The sequence below is a fragment of the Exiguobacterium sp. s127 genome, assembly GCF_018618695.1.
Taxonomy (GTDB): domain Bacteria; phylum Bacillota; class Bacilli; order Exiguobacteriales; family Exiguobacteriaceae; genus Exiguobacterium_A; species Exiguobacterium_A oxidotolerans.
Window position 1 is genome coordinate 17394 of record NZ_JACSMO010000001.1, and the last position, 25924, is coordinate 43317.

The 25924-nt window shown below is 38.7% G+C and carries 21 protein-coding genes and 1 riboswitch; of the genes, 19 read left to right on the plus strand and 2 right to left on the minus strand.

Going from position 1 to position 25924, the window contains the following annotated elements; all coding sequences use genetic code 11:
- Positions 1-2: 2 nt before the first annotated feature.
- From KNP98_RS00090 to wecB, 13 genes are all read left to right on the plus strand, one after another.
- On the plus strand, positions 3-767 hold the full coding sequence (locus KNP98_RS00090; RefSeq protein WP_088837930.1) for a tyrosine-protein phosphatase: 765 nt from the start codon (positions 3-5) through the stop codon (positions 765-767).
- A gap of 190 nt (positions 768-957) precedes the next feature.
- Positions 958-1851, plus strand: coding sequence for a UTP--glucose-1-phosphate uridylyltransferase GalU (gene galU / locus KNP98_RS00095; protein ID WP_088837929.1), 894 nt, complete (start codon positions 958-960; stop codon positions 1849-1851).
- 39 nt (positions 1852-1890) lie between these two features.
- Positions 1891-3741 carry a nucleoside-diphosphate sugar epimerase/dehydratase gene (locus tag KNP98_RS00100; RefSeq protein WP_214810511.1) on the plus strand — a complete coding sequence of 617 codons (1851 nt, stop codon included), beginning with the start codon at positions 1891-1893 and terminating at the stop codon, positions 3739-3741.
- A gap of 21 nt (positions 3742-3762) precedes the next feature.
- Positions 3763-4389 carry a sugar transferase gene (locus KNP98_RS00105; RefSeq protein ID WP_088837927.1) on the plus strand — a complete coding sequence of 209 codons (627 nt, stop codon included), beginning with the start codon at positions 3763-3765 and terminating at the stop codon, positions 4387-4389.
- A gap of 4 nt (positions 4390-4393) precedes the next feature.
- Positions 4394-5245: an NAD-dependent epimerase/dehydratase family protein gene (locus tag KNP98_RS00110; RefSeq protein ID WP_088837926.1), complete on the plus strand. Its 852-nt coding sequence runs from the start codon at positions 4394-4396 to the stop codon at positions 5243-5245.
- Positions 5246-6031, plus strand: a complete 786-nt coding sequence (locus KNP98_RS00115) for a glycosyltransferase family 2 protein (RefSeq protein WP_214810512.1) — start codon at positions 5246-5248, stop codon at positions 6029-6031. It begins immediately after the preceding gene.
- A 3-nt stretch (positions 6032-6034) separates the two neighbouring features.
- Positions 6035-7162, plus strand: a complete 1128-nt coding sequence (locus KNP98_RS00120) for a glycosyltransferase (protein ID WP_214810513.1) — start codon at positions 6035-6037, stop codon at positions 7160-7162.
- A gap of 1 nt (position 7163) precedes the next feature.
- Complete coding sequence (locus KNP98_RS00125) at positions 7164-8249, plus strand: glycosyltransferase family protein (protein ID WP_214810514.1); 1086 nt, start codon at positions 7164-7166, stop codon at positions 8247-8249.
- A gap of 24 nt (positions 8250-8273) precedes the next feature.
- On the plus strand, positions 8274-9638 hold the full coding sequence (locus KNP98_RS00130; RefSeq protein ID WP_214810516.1) for a hypothetical protein: 1365 nt from the start codon (positions 8274-8276) through the stop codon (positions 9636-9638).
- 24 nt (positions 9639-9662) lie between these two features.
- Positions 9663-10934: an oligosaccharide flippase family protein gene (locus KNP98_RS00135; protein WP_214810517.1), complete on the plus strand. Its 1272-nt coding sequence runs from the start codon at positions 9663-9665 to the stop codon at positions 10932-10934.
- The gene (locus KNP98_RS00140; protein ID WP_214810518.1) at positions 10927-12966 is read left to right on the plus strand and encodes a heparinase II/III domain-containing protein; all 2040 of its coding nucleotides are present in this window, start codon (positions 10927-10929) and stop codon (positions 12964-12966) included. Before KNP98_RS00135 ends, KNP98_RS00140 begins: the two co-directional genes overlap by 8 nt.
- A 17-nt stretch (positions 12967-12983) precedes the next feature.
- The gene (locus KNP98_RS00145) at positions 12984-14288 is read left to right on the plus strand and encodes a nucleotide sugar dehydrogenase (protein ID WP_088837919.1); all 1305 of its coding nucleotides are present in this window, start codon (positions 12984-12986) and stop codon (positions 14286-14288) included.
- Positions 14289-14317: 29 nt separating this feature from the next.
- Complete coding sequence (gene wecB, locus KNP98_RS00150) at positions 14318-15436, plus strand: non-hydrolyzing UDP-N-acetylglucosamine 2-epimerase (protein ID WP_214810662.1); 1119 nt, start codon at positions 14318-14320, stop codon at positions 15434-15436.
- A 476-nt stretch (positions 15437-15912) separates the two neighbouring features.
- On the opposite strand, the gene KNP98_RS00155 is transcribed toward wecB, so the two are convergent.
- The gene (locus tag KNP98_RS00155; RefSeq protein WP_251135116.1) at positions 15913-16704 is read right to left on the minus strand and encodes a glycoside hydrolase family 191 protein; all 792 of its coding nucleotides are present in this window, start codon (positions 16702-16704) and stop codon (positions 15913-15915) included.
- Positions 16705-16810: 106 nt separating this feature from the next.
- Positions 16811-16895, minus strand: a riboswitch (cyclic di-GMP riboswitch).
- Between the two features lie 79 nt (positions 16896-16974).
- Here KNP98_RS00155 and KNP98_RS00160 point away from each other — a divergent pair.
- Genes KNP98_RS00160 through pelG form a run of 5 tightly spaced genes read left to right on the plus strand, consistent with a single transcriptional unit; the run spans position 16975 to position 23797 of the window.
- Positions 16975-18201: a hypothetical protein gene (locus KNP98_RS00160; RefSeq protein ID WP_214769006.1), complete on the plus strand. Its 1227-nt coding sequence runs from the start codon at positions 16975-16977 to the stop codon at positions 18199-18201.
- Complete coding sequence (locus KNP98_RS00165) at positions 18198-19106, plus strand: hypothetical protein (protein ID WP_214769004.1); 909 nt, start codon at positions 18198-18200, stop codon at positions 19104-19106. The genes KNP98_RS00160 and KNP98_RS00165 overlap by 4 nt, the downstream gene beginning before the upstream one ends.
- Positions 19103-20941 (plus strand): DUF2194 domain-containing protein, encoded by a 1839-nt coding sequence (locus tag KNP98_RS00170; protein WP_214769002.1) that lies wholly within the window; start codon positions 19103-19105, stop codon positions 20939-20941. The genes KNP98_RS00165 and KNP98_RS00170 overlap by 4 nt, the downstream gene beginning before the upstream one ends.
- The gene (gene pelF, locus KNP98_RS00175; protein WP_214769000.1) at positions 20938-22356 is read left to right on the plus strand and encodes a GT4 family glycosyltransferase PelF; all 1419 of its coding nucleotides are present in this window, start codon (positions 20938-20940) and stop codon (positions 22354-22356) included. The genes KNP98_RS00170 and pelF overlap by 4 nt, the downstream gene beginning before the upstream one ends.
- Positions 22337-23797, plus strand: a complete 1461-nt coding sequence (gene pelG, locus KNP98_RS00180) for an exopolysaccharide Pel transporter PelG (RefSeq protein WP_214802582.1) — start codon at positions 22337-22339, stop codon at positions 23795-23797. Before pelF ends, pelG begins: the two co-directional genes overlap by 20 nt.
- Before the next feature lie 64 nt (positions 23798-23861).
- Here pelG and galE read toward each other — a convergent pair whose 3' ends face one another.
- A complete protein-coding gene (gene galE / locus KNP98_RS00185) occupies positions 23862-24884 on the minus strand; it encodes a UDP-glucose 4-epimerase GalE (protein ID WP_214767000.1) in 1023 nt (340 codons plus the stop codon).
- A gap of 308 nt (positions 24885-25192) precedes the next feature.
- Between galE and KNP98_RS00190 the strand changes: the two genes are divergently transcribed.
- A complete protein-coding gene (locus KNP98_RS00190) occupies positions 25193-25888 on the plus strand; it encodes an EcsC family protein (protein WP_214802585.1) in 696 nt (231 codons plus the stop codon).
- Positions 25889-25924 lie beyond the last annotated feature (36 nt).

The window sequence follows — 25924 nt, forward strand, 5'->3', positions numbered from 1 at the left end:
TCATGGTTGATTTGCATTGTCATCTCTTACCACTCGTTGACGATGGTCCGGCGAGTGTCGAACATACATTACAACTCGCAGAACAAGCCGTTGCGGAAGGGGTATCGCAAATCATCGCGACACCACACCTCTATCACCCGCAGTTCGAAACGGAAGACGTCGATGTTCGCTTAACGGTTGCCGAGTTAAACGTCTTACTCAAGCAACGCGATATTCCATTGACAGTCTATCCGGGACACGAGATTCGTTTGACGGGTGATTTGATTGAAGAAATCAAATCGGGAAAGGCTTTGCCACTCGCTGATTCACGTTATTTACTGATTGAGTTTCCGTCGAGCGGCATTCCGTCGTATGCCCGACAAGTCTTCGCGGAGTTGATTTCCGATGGGTACATTCCAATCATCGCCCATCCGGAAAAAAATAAAGCAATCATTCAAAATCCACAATTGTTGTTCGAGTTGATTTCGAACGGGTCGATCAGTCAAGTGACGTGTGCGAGCTTAATCGGCAAGTATGGCAAAGACGTTCAACGGTTTGCGGTTGCCTTACTTGAAAACGGCTTGGCCCACCTTGTTGCGTCAGATGCCCATCATATCGAAAAACGCCCTTTCTACTGGGAGCAGTGCCGAAAGTATTTGGCGCAAGAACTGGAAGACTGGTTGTATGACGAAGTGTACGAAAACAATGAAGCGATTTTATTGAATCAACTTGTCACGATCAATCCACCGAGTCCAGTCGAGAAAAACTGGAAAGGTCAGTGGGTATAACATCAAACCTGTTAGTAATAGGTAAAGAGAGTGAAATAGCACTCTCTTTTTTCTATGTTAACGCTTACATTATTAAAATATGGAAAACTTTATGGGAAATAAGGTCAGTGATGTGGTATCTTAATCTACATAAAGAATCCCAATCTAATTATATTATGGAAATCTGAAATTATACTTAGGAGTGAATTTCATGAAAAAAGTAAAAAAAGCCGTCATTCCGGCAGCAGGTCTCGGGACACGTTTTTTACCCGCGACTAAAGCGATGCCGAAAGAAATGTTACCAATCGTCGATAAACCGACGATTCAATATATCATCGAAGAAGCAATCGAATCGGGAATTGAAGATATTCTGATCATCACCGGTAAAGGAAAACGGGCGATTGAAGATCACTTTGATTCGGTCCCAGAATTGGAAGCAAATTTAATCGCCAAAAATAAGTCAGAGTTATTGCATTTAGTTGAAGCAACAACGAATATCAACATTCATTTCATTCGCCAATCGAAGCCGAAAGGTCTGGGGGATGCAATTCTTCAAGCAAAAGCCTTCATCGGCAATGAGCCATTCGTCGTGATGCTCGGGGATGATATCGTCCAAGCCGACGTTCCATGTACACGCCAGTTGATTGAACAGTATGATATCACGAACAGCTCAATCATCGGTGTGCAACCGGTCGCTGATAAAGACACACATCGATACGGGATCGTTGATCCAAGCACAAGCATTTCAGAGAACTTACATAAGGTAAAATCGTTTGTCGAAAAACCGGCACCTGGGACGGCACCATCGAACTTAGCCATATTAGGACGGTATTTATTAACACCGGAAATCTTTAAGTACCTCGAAACACAAGAAGTCGGATCCGGCGGCGAAATCCAATTGACGGACGCAATTACGCGCCTGAACGAAATGCAACGCGTCTTTGCCTTTGAATTCGACGGGAAACGCTATGATGTCGGTGAAAAGCTCGGCTTTATTCAAACGACATTAGAATTTGCATTGAAGCGTGACGACCTTGGAGATGATGTTGCGAAGATGATGGCAAACCTGCTCGCAGAGCGGGCAGAGAACCAATCACTCGTCTAACTTCCACCTGTGAAATATGAAGAGAAAGGAACTTCATAGATGAAATTTTATTATTATTATCGGACGCTGACGTTAGCCTGTATTGATGCAGTTGCGCTAATTGTCGCAATGAGCTTTGCATATTTTTTCCTGTATCCGAAGGAATTATTCTCATTAGTTGATACACAACTTTTATTACGCTCAGCTGTGTTATTTGCCGTATTATTCGTGATTGTCGCATTTTTAATGAAGCTGTACCGTGTCAACTGGAAGTATGCGAGTATTCAAGAAGCATTAACGCTTTCTTTATCACTAGGGATTAGTTCAATTTGTTTGATGATTTATCAAAAATTTATCTTCGGACAAATTTTAGAGCGGATTACAATCCTTAGCTTTTGTATCTCACTGTTGTTACTCGGAGCAATTCGTGTTGCGCTCCGTCTACTCGGAATCGGCCAGCACTGGCGGAAATATGCGTTACCACGACGAATGGTCAAGTCACGGAAACGGACACTCGTAATTGGTGCCGGTCGGGCCGGGCGTTCGCTTGTCCGCCAATTGTATGCTTCACCGTTCCATGAGTTAAAGCCGGTTGCTTTTGTAGATGATGATCCCAAAAATATGCATTTCATCATTCAAGGGATTGAAGTCGTAGGAACAACAAACGATTTAGAAACAGTGATTGAAAAACATCGAATTGAAGCAATCGTCCTTGCGATTCCTTCACTGTCGCAACAACGTCGGATTGAATTGATCACGGAAGCAAAAACGTTATGTAAAAATGTTCAGACGTTACCGATGATTGAGGAACTTGTCACAGGGAAAGTTTCGGTCAATGCAATTCGTGATGTTTCAATTGAAGATTTACTCGGACGGGAAGCTGTTGAACTCGATATCTCGGGGATTCGCTCAGAGATTGAAGGGCGGACAGTCCTCGTGACAGGAGCCGGAGGGTCGATTGGCTCAGAGATTTGTCGGCAAATCGTTCAGTTTAACCCAACGACGATTTTGTTGCTCGGTCACGGGGAAAATAGCATTTACCTGATTGAACGGGAGTTACGCGGATTACAGTTGCCAATCAATTTGGTGCCAATCATTGCCGATGTCCAGGATCGAATCAGACTAGAAGAAGTATTTGTAACGCATAAACCGGAAGTCATTTTCCATGCGGCAGCGCATAAACACGTTCCGTTGATGGAAGCAAACCCCTATGAGTCGGTCAAAAACAATGTCTATGGGACAAAAAATGTCGCTGAAGTCGCAGATTTGTTTAAGGCAGAACGGTTCGTGATGATTTCGACGGATAAAGCTGTTAACCCGACAAATGTCATGGGTTCAACGAAACGCATCGCAGAAATGATTGTCCAAGATCTAGGGCGGCGTAGTCAGACGAAGTTTGCCGTCGTAAGGTTCGGTAATGTACTAGGAAGTCGTGGGTCAGTTATTCCATTGTTTAAATCACAAATCCTAGCTGGTGGACCCGTCACGGTGACCCATCCCGAGATGACGCGGTTCTTCATGACAATTCCGGAAGCAAGCCGTCTCGTCATTCAAGCGGGTATACTAGCGGATGGTGGCGAAGTATTCGTTCTTGATATGGGCGAGCCGGTTAAGATTGTTGACCTTGCGAAGAACATGATTGAACTGAGTGGGTTTACGGAAGATGAAATGCCAATCGTCTTCTCTGGGATTCGGCCTGGGGAAAAAATGTATGAAGAATTACTAAAAGACGGCGAAGTGGATCCGGAAGCCATCTATCCGAAGATTTTTGTTGGCCGAACACGCCAGAAGGAACAGGTATCAGAAGTATTAGCTCTCGTCAATCAACATAAAGAAACACCATTGCAGTTACGAAATGTCTTACTCGATATCGCGAATGATGTAGCTGTCCGTGAAAAAAATCTAATTTAAATGAATAAGGGAGGACCTATCGTGAACTACATGTCAATCAAGCGTCGGCTTGGTTTTTCAATTGCACTTGTTTCTTTTATCATTTTAATCCCAGTGTTTGCTTTGATTATGGCAGCGATTAAAGTGGAATCGCGTGGACCAGTATTTTTTAAACAAAAGCGCGTTGGTCTGAATAAAACTCATTTTAACATTTTAAAATTCCGAACGATGTACATTGAGACGCCAAACGATACTCCAACACATTTACTTGCTGATCCAGATGTTTATATCACACGTGTCGGTAAAATTTTACGGAAAACAAGCTTAGACGAGTTACCACAACTGTTTAATATTTTAAAAGGTGAGATGGCGTTTGTCGGACCACGTCCTGCTTTATGGAACCAGTATGACTTAATCGACGAACGCGATAAGTATAAAGCAAATGACACATTACCTGGACTAACAGGCTGGGCACAAATTAATGGTCGTGATGAGTTGCCGATTGATATTAAAGCCAAACTTGATGGGGAATACGTTAAGAAAATGAGTCTATTTATGGATGCACGTTGTTTTATAACAACGGTATTTAGTGTATTGAAGAGTGATGGGGTAGTAGAAGGTGGAACGGGCACAATAACTAACAAAGAAGTAGCGAGCACAAAGGAGTAAAAAAATGAAAAAAATACTTATTACAGGTACTAGAGGCTATGTTGGTACTAATTTTAAATTATGGTTAAAAAAATGGCCAGAAAAGTACTCTGTCAAAAGTGTTTCTTTGAAAAATGACGACTGGAAGAAGATGGATTTCAGCGAATTTGATATAGTTTTGCATCTCGCAGGAATTGTACATTCAAAAAAAATACGCTTAGAACAATATTATAAGGTAAATAGTCAGTTAACTGAAATGGTTGCACAAAAAGCTGCTCATGATGGTGTCAAACAATTTATTTTTTTAAGCTCTATGAGTGTATATGGAAATAAATCAAAAATCATTGATACCTCTACTAAGTTAAGTCCTAGTACAGATTATGGTAAATCTAAAAAAGAAGCAGAAGATAAATTATTAAAGCTGAGTAATACTCATAAAAATTTAGTTGTAACAATAATAAGACCGCCAATGATATATGGAAAAGGATCTCCAGGAAATTATCAAAGATTATCTAAACTAGCTTCTTTTATAAAAATATTTCCTTATATTAAGAATGAACGAAGTATGATTTATATTGAGAACCTAAATATTTATATCAAAAATATAATTGATTATGAAAAACACGGAATACATAATCCGCAAAATATAAGTTATGTAAGTACAGTAGATTTAATAAAGGAAATTGCTAAAATTAATGAAAATAAAGTAATATTTATACCTATTCCAAAAATTATTGCAAAACTGATGCTAAAATCACCAACGTTAAATAAGTTGTATAGTGATTTAAAATACTCATACGATTTTTCCTTAAATAATAATTTTAAAGATGATTTTATTGGTTTTGAAGAAAGTATAAAAAGAACTGAGGAGAAATAAATGGCGAAAAATAATGAGAGTTTAGTTAGCATTATAATGCCAACTTACAATTCGAGTGATTATATCAAAGCAGCAATCAATAGTGTGTTTTCCCAAACGTATGAAAATTGGGAGTTGATAATAGTAGATGATCATTCTACAGATGGTAGTGAAGAATTGATTGCTAAATTAATAATGAATTATAAAAATAAAACAAAATATATAAAAAATAATAAAAATTTAGGAGTATCTAAATCTAGAAATATTGGAATCGAGGAATCTAAGGGAGAATGGATTGCATTTTTAGATAGTGATGACGCATGGAAAGAAAGCAAATTGCTAAAGCAGTTTGAGAAAGTGAAAGAGTTAAATGAAGAATTTATATTTACAGGTTCATCCTACATTAATGAAAAAAACGAAAAATATTCTGGTGATTTTATTGATATAAAAAACATGAGTTATAAAGAATTGCTTAGGAATAATTCAATATCTTTATCATCAGTTTTAATAAAAAAATATTTGTTAGAAAAAAATAATTTTGAAAATGATCGTGTTCATGAAGATTACTTATTATGGCTGAAAATTTTAAGAACTGGTATAAAAGCTATAGCTATTAAAGAACCCTTATTAATTTATAGATTATCTAAAACCTCAAAATCAGGTAATAAATTAAAATCTATTAGAATGACTTACGGTGTGTATAGAGATTTAGGAATTAATATAATTAGCTCAATTTACTATACTTTAAACCACCTTTTTAAAGCCTCTAAAAAATATAAAGAAATATTTAATGGGAATAAGGTGTAAATTATGATTAGAGTACTACATATAGTTTCCTCGGTAAATAAAGATAGTGGAGTAATGAATTTTATAATGAATTATTATAAAAACCTAGACAAAAAGAAAATTCAATTTGACTTTTTATTTTGGGAGGAAGACTATAAAAAAACATTTGCAAATGAAATTATTGATTTTGGAGGAACTCTTTATAAGATTTCTAAACCAAAAATCAGTAGGAATTCTTTTCAGATTTTAAATGATAATATTGTTAAATTTGCTGAGACAGGTCGCATAATTCATTTGCATGAATTGTATCTAAATTCTATTGTTAAAAAAATCTTAAATAAACAAGAAGTATCCTTAATTTCTCATGCCCATACAACTAAATATTCTGATAAACTTGTTAGTTCATTAAGAAATAGAATTTTATGCTTTAACATAAATAAAAACTCAGATTATTATTTTGCATGTTCTTTGGATGCAGGTGATTTTTATTTCTCGAAAAATTTTAATGTTAACTCTAAAAAATCTAATATTATTAGTAACGCAATTGATTTAGATCTTTACAAAAATAATAATGAACTAAGAGAGAAAAAAAGAAATGAAATGCAAATAGTGGACAAGACAGTATTTGGACATATAGGTAGGTTTAATCATCAAAAAAATCACAAACTTTTAATAGACATATTCTATGAAATACAAAAAAAAATTGAAAATGCCGTTTTAGTCCTCGTGGGAGACGGGCCTTTAAAAAAAAATATAGAAGAAAAAGTAGAAAAACTTGGGATAAGTAAAAAAGTATTATTTATGGGCACAAGAAATGATGTAAATGAAATTATACAGTCAATAGATGTATTCTTACTTCCCTCCCACTATGAAGGATTAGGTATAGTATTAATTGAAGCTCAGGCTTCAGGCGTGCCTTGTGTTGCTTCAGACGTAATTCCAAAAGAAGTTACTATTAGCGAAAATATTTATTTTGAAAAAATAAATAGTAAAAATTCAATTAGAAATTGGTCTGAGAAAGCTATTTATTTAACAAAAAAATCTTCAAATAGAAAAAAAAATATTGCTAAAAGTCATAACTATAATATAAAAAAAGAAGTAAAAAAACTTGAGGATATTTATTTAGAAATTTACAAACATACTAGGAGATAATATGAAAAAAATATTAATTATTTCACATTGGTATTATCCGCACAATGTTCCAAGAGCATTTAGAGCAAAAGCGTTATATGAAGACTTAATAAATAAAGGACACGATGTAGACTTATTAATTGGAAACCAAAAAGTCTTTTTAAAAAAAGATGAATATGATCTAGAAAAATTCGAAATCCCCAAAAAATCTAATACATTAAATAAAAAATTTAAAGGAAGATTATTTGAAAAAATAAAAGAAATTATATTTTATTTTATAGGAGATCGATTTTTATTCACGTCTGGTAAACACATATACAAAAATATTGATTTCGAAAACTATGATGGTGTTATTTCTTTAGGGTTACCATTCTATATTAATTTTATCACTGCTTTGAAAAAGAAATTAACAAAAAGCAATACGACTTTAATTACAGAATGGAGTGATCCTTTCTATGGTACTAAAGACATAAAAATAGCGCCGTACTTTAATTATATTCAAAAGAAAGTATGTTCCATATCTTCTTATGTTGTAATTCCTACAATTGCTGCCTTACCTTATTTTTTAAAGTATAAAGATGAAAAAAAAATCAAAATAATTCCACAAGCTTTTGATTTTTCTAATATAAAAATATCAGATTATAAAAAAAATGAAGTACCGACTTTTGGGTTTGCTGGGCTGTTCTATAAGGATATAAGAAATCCTGAAAAATTACTTGAAAGTTTATCTTCGATAGATATTCCTTTCAAATTTGTAGTATACACTGTAACTCGCGGTAGAATTTTTGACGAGGTGCTTTTAAAGTATAAAAATATTTTAGGAGACAAGTTAGAAATTAATTCATTAATTCCCAGAGAAGACTGCTTGAAAAAATTAAGTGAAATGGAATTTCTTATAAATATTGATAATTTAAGTTCTAATCAAGTTCCTTCTAAACTAATTGATTATGCATTAACAAAAAGACCAATTTTATCATTTAAGCAGGATGAAATTGATATAGAAATTCTTAAAAGCTTTATTGATGGTGTATACGATAACTCTTTATATTTAGATATTGAAAAATATAATATCAAGCATAGATCAAATGATTTTTTAGAATTAATTTAATATAGAATTGAGTGGCAATCTATTATGAAATTAAAATCAAATAATTTTAAACTATTTATTTATATAATATTTTTTAGAATAACACTGGATTTTTTATATGTTAATGTATTATCTAAATATTATACAGAAAGTATTTTGCTTTCAAGAGGAATATTTAATTTAGAAATAGACGTAAATAAATTAATTGTTTCGTATATAATTTTCTTAGTTTTTTCATACTATGTGGTTAATAATATTATGATAATGCATAATAAGCCTTCCGAAATTATGTTTTTAGGATTGTATCTAATGAGTTTTACACCAACTGTTTCTTTGTTTGGTTTAGCTAATTTATCGTACAACTTTATAAGTTATTTTTTAATTTTTTGGGTGATATTCTCTTTTGCAATATCATTAATGCACAAAACTTTTTTGTCAAATACAAATAAAAGGAAAATTTTAAAAATAAATGATTATCAAAGATATTTAATTTGGATTATGACAACAGCAGTATTTTTAATAATGTCTTTGATTATTTCTATAAAAGTAAATGGATTGAATTTAAATTTTAATTTAAATTCAATCGACATATATAATTCAAGAAGTAATTTCAAAGAAAAACAATTAAATGTAATTTTTGAATATTTTAGAAACAACGCAATGTACGTTATTGTACCCTTTACTGGTGTATATGCATTTAAAAAGAAAAATTTCATATTACTATCTTTGGTTGTAATTACTCAACTTTTTCTTTACGGGATAGACAATCAAAAAGCGGCGTTATTTTTATTGCCTGTATCAATTCTTGCTTATAAAATCTATAAAAACCATATGATGGAGAAGGTGCCCCTAGCATTATTTTTATTAAATATATTAATTTATTTAGAATTTACTTATAGTAAAACAACCTTTTTAGTAGGTAATATTCTTGAACGAGTTTACTATTTACCTGCAATCTTAAGTAGTTTATATTATGATTATTTTTCTGTGAATGAAAATGTAATACCTTTCTCAGGAGTATTTAATAAATTAGGTTGGATCCACAACAATAATTATGGAGAAGGTGTTCCATATATTTTAGGTGGCATATACTTCAAAAATCCAGAAATTAGTGCTAATACCGGTATGTTTGGTAGTGCATTTTCTTATGGAATTCAAGGTGTAGTTTTAATACCATTAGCTTATGTAATGCTATTTTATCTTTTAAATGTAGCTTCTTCTGGTATTGAAATAAATACGTTTATTTCGATACTTATAATTCAAATTTTTGTAATAACAGGTACTACAATATTTGTAGTTATATCGGCATACGGATTAATACTATCTTTATTTATATTATCATTGTTAAATAATAATAATAAATTTAATGATAATGCTATGAGAATAACTATTAAAAGGAGAAAACAATAGATTTACGAAAAGGAAATGTTGAGTATGAATAATATAGAAAAACTAAAAAGAAAAATTCCTATGGATTACGCTACAGTTTTTATTTATGATAGCGTGTCAAGAATTTTTATGTTAGCAGTAACAATAATTTTAATTAGAGGAATGACAGAATTAGACTATGCTGATTATGTTAAATTTTCATCAGTTTCAAATCTTATTTTAGGAATGGTTGGCGGTTCTATATCGCTTGTATATATAAAATTTGCAACGGAAAGCAGATCTAGAAACATTGACAATTCCAAAACAATATATTTAACGTCTACTTTATTAATTGTTTTTGTCAGTATTTTGGTATTTCCTTTTATTAATATATTGGTATCAATATATGATTCTAATTATAATATCGTTATTTTTTCTGTGTTCTTTGGACTATTGCTCTCGTTGTTAAATTTAAATCAAGCTTTTTACCAATCTAAAGAAAATTACAGAAAGGCTGGCTACTTTAATAATTATAAAAATATAGTTTTTTTAGTTTTTCTATTATGTCTTCTCTTAATAGGTGGAAGTTTAGAGGTCAAATATATAATTGCGATATCTTTTTTATCAGTTCTTCTAGCTTTTTATATAAGTTTTAAAAATATTAATTCTGAAATTAGTATCTTCAGTAAAGGTTTAAACTTTAATTTTAAAGAAATAGATAATTTAACAATCATTAAAGAGAGCTTTTGGATATTAATATATATGTTTATTTTAAACATATTTAATCAGTTAGACATCATAATGATTTCTAGTCTTTCTAATGCTAAAGATTTAGCTCAATATGGAGTTGCATTTAAATACTATTCGCTGCTCTTGACGTTATTACCATCAATTAAAGCTGTTTTAAGAGTCAAAACATCGAAAAAAGATTTCTTAGATCAAAAAAATATTAGAAGAACTGCAACGATTGAATGGTTAAAAAAATCTTCTTACATCGTAATTCCGATTTTTGTTGTAATCATTTTTACAAGTGATTACTTTATGCATTTGATAAATGGAGAAAAATATGATGAATCAATAATGACGTTCAAAATTCTAGCAATAGGAGTGGCATTTAGCTATATATTTGCTACAAGTGTAAACATGATGATTTCCGCAAGAAAATATTATAGTTTGATTTCTTTAAGTGTTATAGCTCTCTGTTTTAATTACAGCTTTAACCTTTTGTTAATACCTTTATATGGAATAGAAGGAGCAGCAATTACAACTATTATTTCACACATGATTATAAACATTGGAAGTACATTTTTAATTATAAAAAGGGGAAAAAATGAATAAAATAAAATATACATTCAATTTTTTTAAAATGAAAAAACGCCATAAAATTATTTTCTTTAAAAAATTTTTAATCAAATATAATTTTTTTATTTTTTTAACTTTATTAGATAAAATAAATAAAAAAAAGAAAATAAACTATACTTTTGTTAACAATCTTATTGATATAAACAGTTTAGACATGGACAAGGTAGATCGAAAATTAGCGGATTATTTATGGAATCAATATTCTAATCACAACTTTAACTTGCTAGGTAGTGGTTGGCTGAATGCTAATAAAAACGACAGTTTTAAAAATATAAATAATCAAGATAAAAGTTATCAAGAAATAGCGTGGAATAAAGATTTAAAAAATAATTATACATTTGAAAATTTGTATTCTTATAGGATTGTTAATATTCCATCAAATGTTGATATAAAATTTCCATGGGAATTAAGTAGAATGTATCATCTTCCTCAAATGGCTATCTTATCTCGGAAGATAAAAAATAAACAACCAGAAATAATTAATGAATTTAAAAATCAAATTAAAGATTTCGATCAAAATAACCCAATAGGTTTTGGAGTGAATTGGAAATCTACAATGGATGTAGCTATTAGATCGGTAAATATTCTGATTTCTTATGATTTATTTCGTTCGCAAGATACTAACCGAATATTGAATGATCAATTTGAGAAAAATATAGTTAGAATGATGATACATCACGGTAGGTTTATTTATTCAAATTTAGAATTAAATTTTTTGAATCAAAAAAGTGGTAATCATTATCTTTCGAATTTATGTGCTTTATTGTTTATTTCAAGTTATATTTCGAATGATGAAACAAAAAAATGGTATGAATTTTCTAAAAAAGAAGTCATAAGAGAATTTGATGAACAATTTTTTAAAGACGGGAGTAATTATGAGTGTTCCACTGCATATCATAGATTAAGCAGCGAACTTATATTTTATTCTTTCGGAATTTTAATTAATAACAATGAGAAATTAAATGAAAATATTATACATAAACTATCTCAAATATCAGTTTTTTCTAATATGTATACATATGAAAACTTAGTTTTTTCTCAAATTGGTGATAATGATAGCGGTAGGTTGCTGAAAATTTTTCCTGAAGGCGATTTTTACTCAGTAAAAGACTATAAAGAAAAATATTTTTCCAAAGACAACACATTATTAATCAATGAATCAAATAATGTGTTTGTTGAAAATGAACTAAGCTCTAATATTTTATTTATTGCATCTCATGTTTTTGGATTTGAGAATGATGAAAAAATTATTAGAAATGTCCGTAAAGTAGTCGAATTTGATTTTTTCAGTGAGTTTATAAAGAAGAAAATAATCACAAAAGATTTTAAAGAAAATACTGTTTTGAAAGGAATTACAAAAGAACAATATTTGTTAGAAGAAAATAAGTCGCTTTTCTATGACAAAACTGCAGAATTCCAAAGTAAGCATAAAATTATTTTTAATCGAGCTACGAACATAGTAAACAAAAGTAAAATTGAGTTTTCTTCAAATTTTGGATTAATAAAGGTCTTAAATGATAACTTTGTTTTACTAATTAGGGTTGTTCCAGATGTAAATAAAATGTTAAAAGCTCATCTGCATGATGATTTTCTTAACTTTGAAATTTTTTATAAAGGTAAGTCTTATTTTCAGGATCCTGGTAGCTATGTCTATACAGAATCAAAAGAGCAAAGAAATTATTTTAGAAGTTCTAAAGCACATAACGTTCCTGAATACGAATCGGATTTTAATGATTTTATTAATGTATTTAATGTCAATTCAACGGTTCGAGGAGAAATTTTAAAATTAACCAAAGAAGAGATAAAAATAAGAATGATTTTCAAAGGAATTACACATGAAAGAACTTTTTATTTATCCGGAAATGAGTTAATTGTCGTAGATGAGTCTACACATCCTTTTAAGTTTGAATTAAATGATCGAAAGGTCTATTCAGAAGGATACGGAAAGTTAATTAATAGTGGTTTTAATACAAAGAACACAGATGTGTCAGTAGAAAAAATAAAATAGATAAGGGGTTTTAAAAAATGAAATTAAATGTTATAGGAATGGGATACATTGGTTTACCAACGGCTGCAGTTTTTGCTAAATCAGGTGTAGATGTTGTTGGAGTAGACATTAATAAGAATATTGTCGAAGGTTTAAATCAAGGAGAAATTCATATTGAAGAACCTGGATTAAGCGAAGTGATTTCTGAAATGGTTCAAAGCAAAAAATTTAAAGCATCTCTTTTCCCTGAAAAAGCGGATGCTTTTATTATAGCTGTGCCAACACCTAATAATGATGATGTAAATAAGTCATGTGACCTCAGATATGTTTTAGAAGCTACCAAACAAATTGTACCTTATTTAGAAGTAGGAAACTTAGTAATTGTAGAGTCTACAATTGAACCAAGAACTATGGAGGATTATATCAAACCTTTAATTGAAAAGGCTGGTTATGTTGTAGGAAAAGATATTTATGTAGTTCATTGTCCAGAAAGAGTTTTGCCTGGTCAAATTTTAAAGGAATTAGTAGAAAACAACAGAATAGTGGGGGGGGTAACACCACAGTGTGCTATCAAAGCTGCTGACCTATATAAGATCTTTGTAAAAGGTGAAATTGTTTTAACTGATTCCAAAACAGCAGAAATGTCTAAATTGATGGAGAACACTTTTAGAGATGTAAATATCGCCTTAGCTAATGAATTAACTAAAGTCTGTAACGATTTAAGTATTAACGTTTTAGATGTGATTAACATGGCTAATAAACATCCGCGTGTAAATATACATACACCAGGTCCTGGAGTTGGAGGGCACTGCTTAGCTGTTGATCCATACTTTATTATTGCGAAGTCACCTGAAAATACTGATATAATAAGAAGTGCACGTGAAGTAAATAACTCAATGCCTAAGTATGTTGTTGAAACTGTGGAAAAAATGATTATTAATATTAACGAACCTAAAATTACTATATTCGGTGTAACATACAAAGGCAATGTGGATGATACAAGAGAAAGTCCAGCTTTTGAAATAATTCAACGATTGAAAAATTTGGGGATAGAAGTTTTAATTCATGATCCACATGTAGATGTTGAAAAATTAAAAAATAATATTTTGGAAGTTGAAAGATCAATCGAAGGATCAGATTTGATTTTGGTATTAACTAATCATAATGAGTTTAAAAATCTTGATTTAGATAAACTGTTTGGTTACATGAGAACACCACAAATTTTTGATACTGTAAACATAATAAGTTCGTCTGTTAGTGAGTTTGGGAATTTATACAATTATGGCAATACATTTAGCATAAATGATTCGAAAAAAGAAAAAGTCCGCTCTTTTGAATACTAATTATTGGAGGCAGTAAATTGTTAAAAGTAATGACTGTGTTTGGAACACGTCCAGAGGCGATAAAGATGGCTCCATTAGTTTTAGAACTAGAAAAATATAAAGATATCGAATCGATAATTGTTGTTACAGCACAACATCGTCAAATGCTAGATCAAGTTTTAGAACATTTTGAAATTGTCCCTGATTTTGATTTGGATATAATGACTAAAAATCAGACACTTGTAAGTGTTACAGCGAAAGTTTTAGAAAAAATGAATGAAGTAATTTCTTCTGTAAAACCTGATATCGTATTAGTACACGGAGATACAACGACGACATTTGCTGCTTCATTAGCAGCCTTTTATAATCAGGTTAAAGTGGGTCATGTGGAAGCAGGCCTTAGAACGTATGACAAATATTCACCATATCCAGAAGAAATGAATCGTCAACTAACTGGAGTGATGACTGATTTCCACTTCGCTCCTACGGAAACTGCTGCAAATCATTTAATCCAAGAAGGCAAAGAAAAATCAAAAGTTTATATTACTGGAAATACGGCTATAGATGCTTTGAAAACTACAGTTTCTGAAGACTATGATAATTCATTGTTAGATTCCATAGTTCGACGCAAAAACCGATTAATTCTTCTTACTGCGCATCGCAGAGAGAATTTAGGTGAACCTATGCGAAATATCTTCAGAGCGGTTAAAAGATTACATGATAAGTACGAGGACATAGAGATTGTTTATCCCGTACATATGAATCCTGTTGTACAAGAGTTGGCCAACAGTGAGCTATCTGATTTGGATCGAGTCCATTTGATTGATCCTTTGGAGGTATTTGATTTTCATAACTTTGCTTCTAAGGCACATTTGATATTAACTGACTCTGGAGGGGTTCAAGAAGAGGCTCCATCTTTAGGAGTACCTGTTCTTGTCTTAAGAGATACTACCGAAAGACCGGAAGGCGTTGAAGCTGGTACTTTGAAATTAGTAGGTACTAGTGAAGAAAATATCTTTACAGAAAGTAATTTATTGTTATCTGATTCTATGGAACATCAAAAAATGTCGTTAGCAAATAATCCTTATGGAGATGGAAATGCCGCTCAAAAAATTGTAGAAATATTAAAAAAAGAATTAATTTTTTCTATTGATGAAATTAAAGTATAATTTTTCTTAAAAGCACCCTATTTAATCATTAGTAGAATACTATTTTTATACGATAAGATGTAATGATTTTTCTAAAATATGTATTGCAAATACAACAGCGGTTAGAAATGAAATTATTCGTCAATCAATTCTGTAATCTATTGTCTTTTTTGAATTAATCATTTAATAGGTCTTCGATTTATGTAGGTCAGTTTGTTGTTAATTGAAGTCACTAAATTCGATTCCTTGACGGAAAAGAGCAGATGAACGATTTACCGTGATGAAAGTACTCCATATGAATAAATGAATGAGATGAGGAAAAAGAGGTCCCAGCGATAACCATCGCCTGGACCTCTTTTTTACGTTCGATGTTTCAATTCGTTGACCTGCCTCTTAAAAGTGACACGTTTTGCTTAGTACATCCTGTATAATTGTGTCATGCAAAAGCAGTCATAATTGGAATTGAGTAATCGGTTATGAGATTATATGCAAGTGGATTAGAATTTATTGTAATTCAGCGTCTTGTTTGATTTTAAGTGAATGAACCCATTCTTTTTCGCATACTGCGCACTTTTCGCACCTTGTTTAGAAGAAATCGTCAATGTCTTGATGTCTTCTTCTTCGTTCAACTCCTGAAGATCTGCCATCCGGTCTTTTGACCATTGGTCTTTTGCGACCGTCGAGTAGTTGAAGCTTTCCCACATGATGCCATCGATGTACGGGTACGTATGGTATTTTAATGTCCCGAAGCCCCAGTTTTGAATCAATGAGAGATCCGCATGTTTCGTCTTGACGCTCTTCAAGAAGTTCGTCATCGCGACTTGCTGCTGCTCAAGGATCTTTGGTTGGTCGGCATGTTCGTTGTCGATGTCGCCGACTGTATCCAAGAAGACACCGTCGAGTCCTTTATTGACGACTTGCTTTTCGACTTCTTGCATGAGGACCGCTTGGTAATGCTTCGAGTTGATGTCCATTAAGTATGAATCCCATTCCGCGTAGTGAACACGTTGTCCAGCACGGTGGAAGAAATCTGATTCCTTTAATTGTGCCATCAAGTCTGTGTTCCAGTTGTCGGCTTCCATCGTGTTGATGTAGCCATAGACTTTCGTGCCGTACTTTTGAATTTCTGCGATTTGTTTCGCTGAGTAAAAGACCGGTTCGATGATCATGACATCGTACTTTTGCATCTTCTTGATTTTTGATTTCGTCGGTGCATCGTAGTAGACCTTATACGAGCTGACGGAATCGAGTGGATTCGTTGATTGAGCTTTGCCCGTGATTGGTGTCATTAGTAACACTCCTAAAAAAAGAATGCACAAAAAAGACGTCACGCGTTTGAGTGAGATAATACCCATGGTTAGTAGCCTCCTGATTTTTATCAGAGAGCGGCTGCGGCATTGCAGACTGGCGATCGGTATCCGAAGATCGACGACCCATGTCTTTGCGCCCTTACTTTTCAGTAAGTTTGCCCTTCTCGATATTTAGTTGTAATTGCCTGTTTGACTAAATCTTACCACTGCTAATAAAAATGTAAATAACTATTTTAAGGAGAGTGTGCCATGATTTACACACAGCATAGAAATACAGTCAAATGGATAGAAATGCTAGCTAGTATTTTACTTATCGGTATTCTTGACTATATGTTTAGCCTTTCGGTCTCGAATTGGGCAATTGATCCGTTAATCTTTTATATTTTATTGTTCGCCCTCCGCTATGGTCTGCTCGGGGCGTTCGTCAGTTTCACGATGACGATGCTGTACCACCTGTTTTTCCTGTCGGTCGAAGGTTCGGACATTCTCCTATTTTTATACGACCGGACGGAACTGAGCTGGATCATCTTCCACTTCCTCGTCGCGATGGTCTGCGGGATTTTTAGCACCTCGTTCCAGGAACGTTATTTATCGTTACGACTCCGCCACGAAGAAGTCGTCGAAGAAAACAACCACTTGCTCGAGACGGTCGAAAAGCTCCGACTGTCGCAGTCGACAATGCAAAAGAAGGTCCTCGACTCGGATCATACATTAACGAAAATCTACCAAGTCGGACTCGAGCTCGACCAAACGGCGGCCGATATCGTCCGCGATCGCCTCGTCGATGTCTTGAAACGTTCGTTCAAGGCAGAGAATCTTGCCATCTATCACGTCGATGCGTCCAAACGGACGTTACGACTCCACGTCCGCTTCGGTGAGAAAGAGGTCTTGCCGCAAACACTATTCATCGATCCGTCGACCGGCATCTATCAACGGATGTTCAAGACGAATGCGATCTCAATCCGGACGATGGACGAGACGGACGTCCCGTTACTGATTGCACCAATCCGCTACGACGGGAAGATTCAGGAAGTCGTCGTCATCCAGGCGATCGACTTCAACCGCCTGACGAGTTACGAAATGAACATCATGCAGTTGATTCTCGACTGGACCGGGACACGAATCGAAAAAACGTTGACGATGGAATGGAATGCGTCGCGTGGTGATTTGATTGAAGGGACACGGATTTATCAAATCGAGCCATTCAATAAAAAAGTCGCACTCCAACAACACCGAGCTGAACAGTACGATCAGCCGTACAGTACAGTCGTCTTGCCGGTCGAACAGGTCCGGCTGTCGTTGATTGAAATGGAATTAATCCTACGCCAGTCGATGCGGGAAATCGACATCATCGGCTATGACGAGACGAATCAAATGCTCCACTTCCTCTTACCGGGAACACCGCAAGAGAACGCTGAAGGATTCGAGCAACGGATTAAAGAGTTGTTCGCACGAAAAGGAGGGAATCTTGGATGATTTTCTTCGTCCTGTTATTTTTTCTGATTCATGCCGTCATCGTCTTTCTCGTCGCGAAACTGATCACGGCACGGATGGATCCGGCACAGCGTGGTCTCGTCAAATGGATCGCCCTGATTTGTTATTTCGTCCCGCTGCTCGGTGAACTGTTCGGTCTCGTCAGTTGGCTGATCGCAAGACGATACGCGTCAGACAAGACGTTGCTCGACTACGATGACTACATCGAGTTCGACGTCGTCAACCTGGAAGGACTGCAACAACAGGCGGCCGACAACATCGATTTGGTGCCGATGGGCGAAGCGATGGCGATGGACGCGAAGGAACGGAAACAATCGATCGTCCGCTTGACGACGACATCGATTGCCGATTCCGGGAAGTACCTTCAGTTCGGGCTCGACCATGCCGACTCGGAGACGGTCCACTACGCCGCGACGGTCCGCAATACGTTATATGACCGGTACGAAGCGACGATTAAAAGTCGGGAGGAACAACTGAATCCGGGGCATGTCACGACGTATTACCACTTGATTGACGCCTTCGAAGCCTTCATCGAAAGTGGACTGCTCGACGACAGCATGCAAAAACGGATCTTTGATCGGTTCGGATCGTATTTACAAGACATGCGGATTCAGTATCCGACGGACGCGACGTGCTTGAAGGCGTGCGGCAAGCTCGCCCTCGCGAAAGGCGACGTCGCGGACGGACTCGGCTACTATGAACGCTTGATCATGCACTACCCGGAGCAAGCGGACGGCTACCTGCTGGCAATCGAATATCACTTCACGAGAGGTGACTGGACGAAGCTGGCACCGCTCGTGACACAATTGAAAACACACGTCGCACCGGACGACATTCCGGACGAGAAACGCTACATTTTGGACCGGCTGGAAGGAGTGGAACTATGAAAAAATCGATCACGACCTACGTCGTCGCCGTCTTCGCGATTCTGCTCGTCACGATCGGCGTCGTCCAGTTGTTACGTCTTGATTATGGACATCGCCTGATTCCGACCGAGGAGACGCAACAAAAGACGTTTCAGACGATGTCGGGCAAGGAGGGACAGATGGACGGAGAACCGTTACAAGTCTATATCCATCAGGATAAAGGCGAGCTCTCAAAAAGTGTCTTGACGAACTTTAAATATGCACTGAAGTATGCGAAAGTCCCGTATACGAATATCTCAATCAAAGAAATCGAGCAATTGGAGCCGTCCGAGCGGACCGTGCTTGTTTTAGCGGGAGAGCACTCACGTGACTGGCCCTACGAAACGATTCGTCAATTCGTCAAGGACGGCGGACGGCTTTATATCGCAGCACGCTTCATCAATCAGGACTGGGCGGAGCTCGTCGGGGTGAAACAGTTCGGTGATTTCAAAGACGGCATCAACGGATTGACCTTCAAGGAAGAAATCTTCCCTGGTTTCGTCGATCTGCCGGACTCGTCGAACTTGTTCGCCCACAGTATCGCCGACGTCGAGCTGCTACCGCAAGCGGACGTCAAAATCACGGCGTCCGGTGAACCGATTCTTTGGACATCAGCGTACGGCAAGGGAACAGTCCTGTTCTGGAACACGACATCGCTCGCTGAGAAAAACTCACGCGGTTTAATGCTCCAGACGTTATCGTTATTGTTCCCGTCATTCGTCAGTCAACAGGCGGCGATCAAAGTGACGCATCTTGATGACTTCCCGTCACCGGTCCCCGGGAATACGAACGCCGCAATCGAGAAGACTTATAACCGGACGATCAAGGAGTTCTTTAAAGAAATCTGGTGGCGTGACATGAAACGAATCGCCGACGAACAAGATGTTACCTATACCGGGTTCATCATCGGCAGCTATAAGAATACGACGGAAGAGACGACGGAAGACTTGTCGGAGAAAATCCGCACCCCGATGCTCAACTATGGGCGGGGTCTGCTGAAGATGGGTGGCGAAATCGGACTGCACGGCTTTAATCACCAGCCACTCGTCGTCGCCGGTGAGACGCTTGACCCGAACCTCGGTTATGTCCCGTGGAACAACCGTGATCAAATGGAGGAAGCATTAAAGAAAGTCATCGGGACGCACGACTATTACTTCCCGAACGAGTCGATTCAAAGTTATGTCCCGCCGTCGAACATCATCAACGAGACCGGTTTGACAGCACTCAACAATGTCTTTAAAGACAAGTTGATCGTCGCCTCACTCTACTCGGGCGATCCCTCGATGGGTAGCTACATCCAGGAGTTCGGACCGGATCCCGTCCATCAAAATCTCTACAACTTCCCGCGTATTTCGAGCGGCTACAACGAAACGGCAAACGATACGTTCGTCATGGCGGATGCCGTCGCGAACTTCGGAATGTTTACCCACTTCATCCACCCGGATGACGTGCTAGACGAAGACCGGTCGAAAGGGAAGGGCTGGGCAGAGATGGAGAAGACGATGGAAGAGATGTTCCGCGACGTCAAGACGATGTATCCGTACCTCGAGAGCTTGACCCAGTACGAAGCGTATGAAAAATACGTCCAGTACCAACAGTCGGACATCAACGTCACCTATACGGACAAGACGATTGAAATCAACGGGACGAACATGTTGAAGCCATCGGTCATGCTCGTCCGTGTCGCTCCGGGTCAACACCTCAAGACAGGGACGTTCGATTTCGGGACGGTCCGCGCGCTTGCAGGCGAGACGTTGTATCAAGTCACGTTGACGAAAGCAACGGTCACGCTACCGATCGAGGAGGGAACAGAATGAAGATTGGTTTAGTCGTCGAAGGCAGCTATCCCTACGTCAGCGGTGGTGTCGCGAGCTGGGTCCACATGGTGATCCAGCAGATGCCGATGCATCAGTTTGAAATCATCGCCATCACACCGACGCAACTGACGGAAGCGGATTATAAATACAACTTACCGGACAATGTGATGGGTGTGACGAACTTATCACTCGATCTCAAATACGACCGTCCGAAACCGAAGCACGTCCTGTCGGCAGAACAAGGGCGGTTGATTCAACAATGGATGACGTTCCAACACGTCGAAGCCCCGGTCTTCCCGATCTTCGAACAAGCGGTCGGGACGTCGGAGCACTTCTTCGCGAGCCGGCTCTTCTTCGAACTCGTCAAGACGAGTTATGAGACGGAAAAACAATCCGGCTCATTTATCGATTACCTCTGGATGTGGCGGAGTATGTATACGCCGGTCCTCGAGTTACTGCAGGCGGAGTTACCGCAAGTCGACTTGATTCACTCGGCGTCGACCGGATATGCCGGACTCGTCGCGAGTGCGATCAAACAACGCCAAGGCGTGCCGTACATCTTGACGGAGCACGGCATCTACTCGCGGGAGCGGGAAGAGGAACTGTTACAAGCGACGTGGATTCCAGTCGAATACCGGGCGCACTGGATTCGCTTCTTCCACCATTTGTCGGCGGAAGCTTATCAGGAAGCGGATGACGTCATCACGCTGTTCGACCGCAACGGTGAACTGCAACAAGAACTCGGGGCACCAGCGGCGAAGCTGCGGATCATCCCGAACGGTATCGATGCCGTCCGTCTGTCGAGTTTACCGGTCGTCGAGAAGGGACCAATCCTGAAGATTGGTGCCATCGTCCGCGTCGTCCCAATCAAGGACATCAAGACGATGATTCATGCGGCGAAGGTCCTGCAAGAGATGGACGTCGCGTTCGAGCTAACGATCATGGGACCGCTCGACGAGGACGAGGAATATGCGACCGAGTGCCAACAGTTGATCGAACAGTTCGAACTTGATCCGTATGTGACGCTCGCCGGCAAGGTCGACATCGCCGCCTACTTGCCGACGTTTGACGTCTGCTTGTTGACGAGCATCTCGGAAGGGCAACCGCTCGCCGTCCTCGAAGGCATGGCAGCCGGTGTCCCGTGGATCGTGACCGATGTCGGGGCTTGCTCCGAATTGATTAACGGACGCGAAGACGACCCTTACGGACCAGCCGGTTTCGTCGTCCCGCCGGTCAATCCCGGACGGATCGCCGAGCGCTGTGCCTGGTTCGCTACACATCGCGCGGATGCGAAAAAACTCGGGGAGAACGGCAAGAAACGGGCCTTGAAATACTATCAGACACACCAGTTCATCGCCGAGTATGTGGCACTTTATGAAGAAAGGGGGCTGGCATATGGCGGGCATCGGGTTTAAGCTCCAAAAGCTGTTCCAGGAAGATTATTTTTCAGCACGTCTGAAGGCGTATGCCTTCGCAGGGCTCGTCACATCCGGTCCCTGGTTGATCGTCATCGTCACGATTGCCTTGACGCAGTGGTTGACGACGTACTTATCGATTGCTTCGTTCGAGGAACGAACGACGTTCAACTTGACGATTTCCTACTGCTTCATCTTTTCGCAAGTCATCCTCGGGATTCAGCAACTCGTCGTCACGCGGTATCTCGCCGATTGTTTTTATGAGAAGCGTTACAAGGAAATCTTCCCGACGTTCATCGGGATGACGAAGATGACGATCGCGATCGCCGCCGTCTTCTACGTGATTTTCCTGACGTTCTCCGAGTTGCCGTTCCTGTCGAACTTGTTGATTTTGATTCTCTTTTTGACGATCAACCTGATTTGGGTGCAGTTCTTATTCCTGAGTGCGGCGAAGTTTTATCAAGCTGTCGCCTACAGCTTCTTAGGGGGAGCGGCAGTGTCGATCATCTCTGTCCTCTTGATCGACCGCTTCTTAATGCCGTACTTGACGGCACCGTTCGCGACGAGCATGGCGTTGACGGCAGGCTTTACGCTCGGGATGCTCGTGACGTTGTTCGGTCTGTTCACGGCGATGTTATTGACGTTCCCGAACCGGGAGACGAAAGATCCGTTTAGTTACCTCAGTTACTTCGACCGGCATCCGGCATTGTTTTGGACGAGCTTCCTCTACAACATCGGCGTCTGGGTCAGCAACTGGGTGATTTGGTTCTCGGAAGGCGGAGCCGTCCATCTCGGGACGTTCCGGTATCACCCCGTCTACGATACGGCGATCTTCCTCTCGTACTTGACGGTCATCCCGACGATGACGATCTTCGTCATCTCCGTCGAGACCCGTTTCTATGAGCGCTACCGTGTCTTTTACGGTTACGTCAATGAGGGCGGGACGCTCCAGCAAATCAACAAGGCTAAGGGGGCGATGTTGCTGATCTTACGGCAAGAGCTCCAGCGGCTCGTCCGCAACCAGGGACTGTTCACGTTGTTCGTCCTGATTTTTGCCTCGACCTTGCTCAGTAGTCTCGCCTTGTCGAAGGAGACGATCAGCATCTTCCAGATGACGACGATCGGTGCTTTCTCGAACGCGATGGTCCTCGTCCTGACGCTGCTGTTGCTCTATTTTGAAGATCAGCGCGGTGCCTGTATCACGTCACTGCTGTTCTTCGCCGTCAACGGCGTCTTCGCGGTTGCGTTAGCACCGTTCGGATATGACGGATTCGGTCTGAGCTTCGCGTTAGGGTCGACGGTGACGTTCGCCTACGCCTTGATTCGCTTGATTCAGTACGTCAATGAGATCGATTACCATACGTTTTGCCGCTATGAGCCGCGCGAGCGCTCAACCCGCTTCACCCGCGTCGGGGAACGGTTGAACCGACGCTCGGCCTAATATAAAAAGCCTGAACCGAAGTAGCATCTCGCTACTCGGGTTCAGGCTTTTTTGTAGACGGTCATCAGCGGCGGTTCATTTCACGCGGATAGCCTTCCGGATTTTGTGACTGCCAGCGCCAAGCATCTTGGCACATGTCATATAACGTTTTTTCAGCTTTCCAGCCGAGGAGGCGTTCGGCTTTTGACGCATCCGCATAACAGGCGGCGACGTCACCCGGACGACGGTCGACGAACTTGCGTTTGACGTCGATGCCGGTCGCTGACTCGAACGTCGTCACTAAGTCGAGGACGCTTGAGCCGGTCCCTGTCCCGAGGTTAAAGGCTTCAATGCCTTGGTGCTTATACTCAAGTGCTTTGAGGTGTCCTTTTGCAAGATCGACGACATGAATGTAATCCCGAATCCCGGTTCCGTCCGGCGTCTCGTAATCCTGTCCGTAGACGCTGAGTTCATCCAAACGTCCGGCTGCGACTTGCGTGACGTACGGCATCAAGTTGTTCGGGATGCCGTTCGGGTCTTCCCCGATCAATCCACTGATGTCGGCACCGATCGGATTGAAGTACCGTAACAAGGAAATCTCCCAGTTTGCATCGGACGCCGCGACGTCTTCAAGCATCTGTTCAATCATCAGCTTCGTCGCGCCGTACGGATTCGTCGTCGAGCGTGGTGCCGACTCGTCGATTGGTGTCGTTTCCGGCACACCATAGACGGTCGCGGATGAACTGAAGACGAGTTTTTTGACGTTGTGTCGCGCCATGACTTCAAACAAGACGAGTGAACTGACGAGATTGTTCTTATAGTAGGACAGCGGTAAGGCGACAGACTCACCGACGGCTTTCAAACCGGCGAAGTGAATGACGGCTTCGATGTCATGCTGCGTAAAGATTTGTTCGAGCGCGTTCATGTCCATCACGTCGTTTTCATAAAACGTGACCGGTTTTCCCGCGAGCTGCTCGATCCGGTCGAGGGCGATTTTTTGACTGTTGCTCAAGTTGTCGATGACGATGACTTCATATCCTGCTTGGAGCAGTTCAAGACACGTGTGGCTACCGATATAACCGGCGCCTCCTGTTACTAAGATTCCCATAAAGATTCTCCTTTTTGTTACAATTATTGGATAAGCATAGCATGAAAGTTGGGCTCGTTGTAGAGATAATTATAAGGAAACTGGTATCACCTTGATACGAGATGGAACAATCCGCTAAGTACTAGAAAAGTATCTGCTTGTCTCAGACAAAACGTTACGATAAGACCATAAATGAAACAGGAAAAAGTATTCGGAAACGGCAAAAGAAAATTTTTGAAAAATTGACCTAAATCATGAAACAACAGATTTTAATTTTCAATTTATTGTAAAATAAATTAAGGGTCTAAATGATAAAATTGGGAGTGTGTATGTTGGGAAAATCGAATTTTGGCTTATCGAAAATGAATGAAGTTCTCGATTGGGGTTATGAAAAAGCAATCCAAGGCGGGATGGGGATTGAATCGGCATATGAACTTGCTGACGAGTATCAAGGAAAATACGGTGTTGAACAAGGTATCAATAAATTAGTGAATGTCCAGTTGGCAAAGTGCGGGACAAGCGGCTTCTTAAGTGGATTAGGTGGAATTGTTACGTTGCCGATTGCGATTCCGGCAAACGTGTCTTCTGTCATCTTTATTCAACTACGAATGATTGCAGCAGTAGCTCACTTACGTGGCTACGATTTAAAAAGTGATGAGGTGCGTACCTTCGTCTATACGGCACTGACCGGTAAAGCAGCAACTGACATATTAAAAAATGCAGGTATTCAAGTCGGTAGTAAAGTCACGGTTAACCTGATTAAAAAAATACCTGGGGAAGTTATACTTCGAATCAATCGGGCGGTCGGTATGAGGCTCGTGACGAAGTTTGGTGAAAAAGGTGTCATGAACCTTGGAAAGATGATTCCGTTAGTTGGAGGAGTTATCGGTGGAACATTTGATGTTGCTTCAACAAAAACGATTGCTGAAGTCGCGAAAAATATGTTTGTTTCAGTAGAACGAACAGTTGAAGTAGAAGACTTTGAGGACTATGAAGATTTTTCTGATGATGGGCTTAAAGTATAAGGCTTAAATAAAATTACATACAGATTGGGACGAACA